The following is a 4,851-nucleotide window of genomic DNA, read 5'->3' as shown; positions in this document are numbered from 1 at the left end:
GTTTTTACTTTGATGATATCGCGGTAAGTAATCAACCCGATCAATGTGTTGTCTGCATCGACAACCGGTAATTTTTCAATTTTATTTTCCTGAAGGATATCCTCAGCGGTTGCAAGGCTTGTTCCGTCCTTTGTTGTAACCAGGTTTTCAGTTGTCATGATTTCACGAACCGGGCGCGAGTGGTTCTTTTCGAAACGCAAATCACGGTTGGTAATGATTCCTTTTAGTTTCCGATTTTCGTCAACTACCGGAATTCCACCTATTTTGTGCTCGGACATCAAGCTAAGTGCTTCATTTACCAATGCTTTTTCCGATAAAGTAACCGGATCCAGGATCATTCCGCTTTCGGAACGCTTTACTTTTCTTACTTCTAAGGCCTGATCGGCAATCGTCATGTTTTTGTGAATCACACCGATTCCGCCGTGCTGAGCAAGCGCAATTGCAAGACTTGCTTCCGTAACGGTATCCATTGCTGCGGAAACAATTGGGGTGTTTACCTCAATGTTACGTGTGATTTTGCTTTTTAACTGAACGTCGCGTGGGAGAACCTGTGAAAATGCTGGGACTAAGAGTACATCGTCGTAAGTGAGACCTTCTCTAACTGAATTAAGATTGGACAGTGCCATGAGTGAACCTATTTTTGAAATAAATTCTCGCAAAAGTAATTATTTTCGCGCAGAAACAAATCGGTTTAGTTAAACTTTCTGTTAACTTTTTTGCTTTTTCTTGATAATTATTGTTAAACAAGCGAAAAGCCTTCTGAGATTATTCAAAATTCCGTATTCTTGTAGCATGAATAATTGGTTGAAATACGGACTTATAGGAATGATTCTGGCGATCTCTTTGAATGCGAATTCTCAGAAGCAGGAAAGATTGATTCAATTGTCGGGCGTGGTTGTTTCTTCGGATAGTTTACAGGAAATGCCTTACGCAGCGGTATATAATAAAACGGTAAGAAGAGGAACAATTGCCGATATCTACGGTTTTTTCTCGTTAGTTGTGCAGCCGGGAGATACTATTTTGTTCAAGTATTACGGTCACAAACCTTCTTCCTACATTGTTCCTGACAGTTTGAAAGAGGACCGCTATTCCATTATTCACATGATGACAGTTGATACCATTCAGCTGAAAGAAGTGGTTGTCTATCCATGGCCGTCGAAAGAAGCATTTGCACAGGCATTTATCGAAATGAATCCGTACGAAGATGCCATGTTGAGAGCACAAAAACAATTATCCGGAAAATCGCTTGCGGCAATCGCATCCATGGTTTCCAGCGATGCGTCACTTTCTTTCGGAAATGTGGTGAATCAAAACAACACGAAACTCTATACCATGGGACAATCTCCTGTGAACAACCTCTTGAATCCGTTTGCGTGGGCAACCTTCCTGCAGAAATGGAGATCGGGAGAGCTTCAGCGGCAGTAGTTTATACAAAAGCAAAAGGAGGAGTTTTACTCCTGCTGGTTGCATGTTCGCGATATTGCGAACAGTCCACTGTTTATAAGGGATTCGGGATTGTTTTCGATTGAAAATTACGACTCGAAAACCAATCAATTCTCCCTGTTCAACGCCTTTTTGTAGCGTTCCAAAACGCGTTCTCTTGCCCATTTGTGTTCTACAACCGGTTTCGGATAAGTAGCTGTGCCGAATTCGGGAATCCATTTCCGGATGTATTTCAATTCCGGATCAAATTTCTCCTGTTGACTGGTCGGATTAAAAATGCGGAAATAGGGTGCTGCATCAACCCCGCAACCTGCTGCCCATTGCCAGCCGCCCACGTTGCTTGCCAACTCGAAATCCAATAATTTTTCAGCAAAATAACGTTCTCCCAAACGCCAGTCGTGGAGTAAGTGTTTGCACAGGAAGCTCGCAACGACCATGCGCACGCGATTATGCATGTGGCCTGTTTCATTGAGTTCCCGCATTCCGGCATCAACCAACGGATAACCGGTTTTACCTTCACACCATGCCTTGAAAAGTGTTTCGTCAAATTCCCATTCAATGCGGTCGTATTCGCTTCTGAAAGCGCTGTGAGCCGTTCGCGGATACCAGTACAGGATCATTTGGTAGAAATCCCGCCAGATCAGTTCATTCAGGTATTTTTCATTGCCTAATAAAGCAGCTTTTACCAAAGCTCTGACGGAAATGGTTCCGAAACGCAGGTGAAGGCTTAACCTGGAAGTTCCGTTGATCGAAGGAATATCGCGGGTGTTTTGGTAATTCCCGATAATACTTACCGGAATCCCGGAAGATGGGAAATCCTGCGTTTGAATTTCACTGAAACCCAAATCCTGAAGACTCGGAATAGCTGTTTTGTCTCCCTTGGAAAACATGCCGGAATAGTTTTCTACCGGATAAGGCTTCAGGTAGAAATCGTTCAGCGTTTCTTTCCAGCGTTTCATGTAAGGTGTGTAAACGCTGTATGGATTGCCGTCCGGTTTTACAACCTCTTCTTTTTCAAAAATAACCTGATCTTTCGCCCCGGAAAAAATGCAATTGAATTCTTTGAGTTTTTCAAAGATAAATTGATCACGTGCAATGGCATCTGGCTCATAATCCCTGTTGCAAAATACTTTTTTGATGTGGTGTTCTTTTACCAGATCCGGAATGATTGTTTTCGGGTCTCCGTGTAAAACCCACAAAGAAACTCCGATTTTGCGGTAATCATCCTGAAGTTTTTGAACAGTCTGGTGAATGAATAAAACCCGTTGATCGTTTGGAGCTAAATGATTGAGAATTGTTGTGTCGAATACGAAAATAGGCTGAACGTTTGTTCCTTCTTTTAACGCTTTGAAAAGCCCGGCATTGTCTGAAATCCGCAAATCCCTGCGATGCCAGAAAAGTGTCAGTTGTTCCATCAGAGACTTGTTTTTGTTGAGTGTTCATCCTTCGACAAGCTCAGGATTTTTTTGTTCAAATATTCAAATAGAATCATTTAAACACGTTTACTTATCCATTGTTTTGAACTCTTTCAACTTTTTGAACTTTTCTAGTACCAGGAATGAACAATTCCCATCACCGCAACGATCACTCCTAAAATGGTTCCGATCAAAGTCATCCGGGTTCTTTTTCGCAGGTAAACCATGGAGCAGAATAACACGGAGAAAACGCCCACAATAATGCTCAGCGTGCTGATGAAAAAGAGTTGCGTCTCGTAATTTTGACGAAGGGTAATGGTGAATTCATTCACACGGATTTCGTCGCTGCTGTTCAGATCAGTCAGAAAAGGAATGACCGCAAATTGGTTGTAGCAAACCAAAAGTAAGCCGATAATACTGATTACAAAGCCAATTGCCGAAAGCGCTCTCATGTTTTGTTTCTATTTAACAAAAATAACAAAGATTCAAAATTCCCTGTTATGAATTCAATTTTTAGTTCCCGTCGTATTCAACACCGTTTTTGGGAGTTTCCCATAAGCGAACTTTTAGCTGTAAGTGCGACGGGATTTTTTCGCGGAGAATATTCCAGCAAACGAGTGCAATATTTTCTGCAGATGGAATCAGGTCTTTGAACTCCGGACAATCCAGGTTCAGGTTTCGATGATCAAAGCGTTCGATAATTTCCTGTTTGATGGTTTCCGAAAGCTTCTTCATATCCAGCACATATCCGGTTTCAGGATTGATCGGTCCTTCCAATTCTACTTCCAGTTTGTAGTTGTGTCCGTGAAAATTGGGATTGTTACATTTCCCGAAAACGCGGTCATTTGTTTCATCGTCCCATTTCGGATTGAAAAGACGGTGAGCTGCATTGAATTGTTCTACGCGAAAGATTTTCATGAGAAAAGGATTTCTTCAATTGGTTGTTTGTGATCGGCAATAAGTATCTGAAGCCAGGCCGTGTAGCGTTCCGGATGCGCTGTAATATCAGTTGTCAATTCATGCCAGTCGATCCACTTGTAATCCATCACTTCATCCGGGTTGGGAGAAATAATTCCCTGGTAGGAACCAACGAGTACATAATCCAATTCGTTTTCGATCAAACCGGAATCCAGTTGTGCACGGTAGATGAAATGAAAAGCTGGTTTTACCGGGCAGTCAATCCCCATTTCTTCTTTCAAACGACGACTTCCTGCATCAGCCAGGGATTCATTCAAGCGTGGGTGGGAACAACACGTGTTTGTCCACAAACCGTTCGAATGGTATTTGTTTAAGCTGCGTTGTTGCAGGAGAATTTTTCCGTTGTGGTGAATGAAAACAGAAAAAGCCCGGTGCAACACCCCTTTTTGATGCGCCTCCATTTTTTCCATAACGCCAAGCACCTCATCCTGCTCATTGACCAAAATAACTGTTTCCAAAATCTACAACATATTCAAGTTATGGCGAAGATAAGAAGTAAAAAGCAAACGATACTTTTTATTATCGGGAATCCGGATTCTTTCTCCCAAAATGACTTCAGCGTCCGTCTTCCGGATTTTATGGAAGAGTTTCACGTAGTAGCGATAAGCCATGTAAACTCCGAATCGCGCATCTTTGGGTAAGCGTTTGATACCTTCGTAACCGGCTTTGAAATCCACTTCAATTTCCTGCTCAATCTTTTGCTTCATGGTGCAATCAAACCGGTCGAAATTCATCTCCGGAAAATACGTTCGTCCCAATTGATGATAATCTGCATTCAAATCCCGTAAAAAGTTGATTTTCTGAAACGCAGATCCCAGTTTCATGGCAGAATCCTTTAAGCTGTTGTAAGCTTCCTCATTGCCTTTCACGAATACTTTCAAACACATCAATCCGACTACTTCTGCCGAGCCCATAATATAGCGTTCATAAACCGGACGTTCATATTGCGTTTTTTCCAGATCCATTTCCATAGATTGAAGAAATAAATCGATCAATTGGGGATCAATCTGGTATT

Annotated in this window: 7 protein-coding genes; 1 reads left to right on the top strand and 6 read right to left on the bottom strand. The window is 42.0% G+C overall.

Going from position 1 to position 4,851, the window contains the following annotated elements; translation table 11 throughout:
• On the bottom strand, positions 1 to 626 hold a 626-nt coding region (locus tag Q1V93_RS16565), incomplete at its 3' end, for an IMP dehydrogenase (protein WP_300666192.1).
• Positions 627 to 792: 166 nt separating this feature from the next.
• Here Q1V93_RS16565 and Q1V93_RS16560 point away from each other — a divergent pair.
• A complete protein-coding gene (locus Q1V93_RS16560; protein WP_300666191.1) occupies positions 793 to 1,425 on the top strand; it encodes a carboxypeptidase-like regulatory domain-containing protein in 633 nt (210 codons plus the stop codon).
• Positions 1,426 to 1,550: 125 nt separating this feature from the next.
• On the opposite strand, the gene Q1V93_RS16555 is transcribed toward Q1V93_RS16560, so the two are convergent.
• The 5 genes from Q1V93_RS16555 to Q1V93_RS16535 form a co-directional block, all read right to left on the bottom strand.
• A complete protein-coding gene (locus Q1V93_RS16555; protein WP_300666189.1) occupies positions 1,551 to 2,858 on the bottom strand; it encodes a deoxyribodipyrimidine photo-lyase in 1,308 nt (435 codons plus the stop codon).
• Positions 2,859 to 2,989: 131 nt separating this feature from the next.
• Positions 2,990 to 3,310: a hypothetical protein gene (locus Q1V93_RS16550; RefSeq protein WP_300666188.1), complete on the bottom strand. Its 321-nt coding sequence runs from the start codon at positions 3,308 to 3,310 to the stop codon at positions 2,990 to 2,992.
• 61 nt (positions 3,311 to 3,371) lie between these two features.
• Positions 3,372 to 3,776 (bottom strand): 6-carboxytetrahydropterin synthase, encoded by a 405-nt coding sequence (locus Q1V93_RS16545; RefSeq protein WP_300666186.1) that lies wholly within the window; start codon positions 3,774 to 3,776, stop codon positions 3,372 to 3,374.
• A complete protein-coding gene (idi, locus tag Q1V93_RS16540) occupies positions 3,773 to 4,294 on the bottom strand; it encodes an isopentenyl-diphosphate Delta-isomerase (RefSeq protein ID WP_300666184.1) in 522 nt (173 codons plus the stop codon). The genes Q1V93_RS16545 and idi overlap by 4 nt, the downstream gene beginning before the upstream one ends.
• A 3-nt stretch (positions 4,295 to 4,297) precedes the next feature.
• On the bottom strand, positions 4,298 to 4,851 hold a 554-nt coding region (locus tag Q1V93_RS16535; protein WP_300666183.1), incomplete at its 5' end, for a squalene/phytoene synthase family protein.

This window comes from Fluviicola sp. (assembly GCF_030151805.1).
Classification (GTDB): Bacteria; Bacteroidota; Bacteroidia; order Flavobacteriales_D; family Crocinitomicaceae; genus Fluviicola.
Note: the sequence above shows the minus strand (reverse complement) of the source record. Positions and strands in the feature narration are given on the sequence as shown.

Coding starts and splice junctions, on each gene's coding strand:
- Q1V93_RS16560 (WP_300666191.1), top strand. CDS start 793: ATGAATAATTGGTTGAAATACGGACTTATAGGAATGATTCTGGCGATC.
- Q1V93_RS16555 (WP_300666189.1), bottom strand. CDS start 2,858: ATGGAACAACTGACACTTTTCTGGCATCGCAGGGATTTGCGGATTTCA.
- Q1V93_RS16550 (WP_300666188.1), bottom strand. CDS start 3,310: ATGAGAGCGCTTTCGGCAATTGGCTTTGTAATCAGTATTATCGGCTTA.
- Q1V93_RS16545 (WP_300666186.1), bottom strand. CDS start 3,776: ATGAAAATCTTTCGCGTAGAACAATTCAATGCAGCTCACCGTCTTTTC.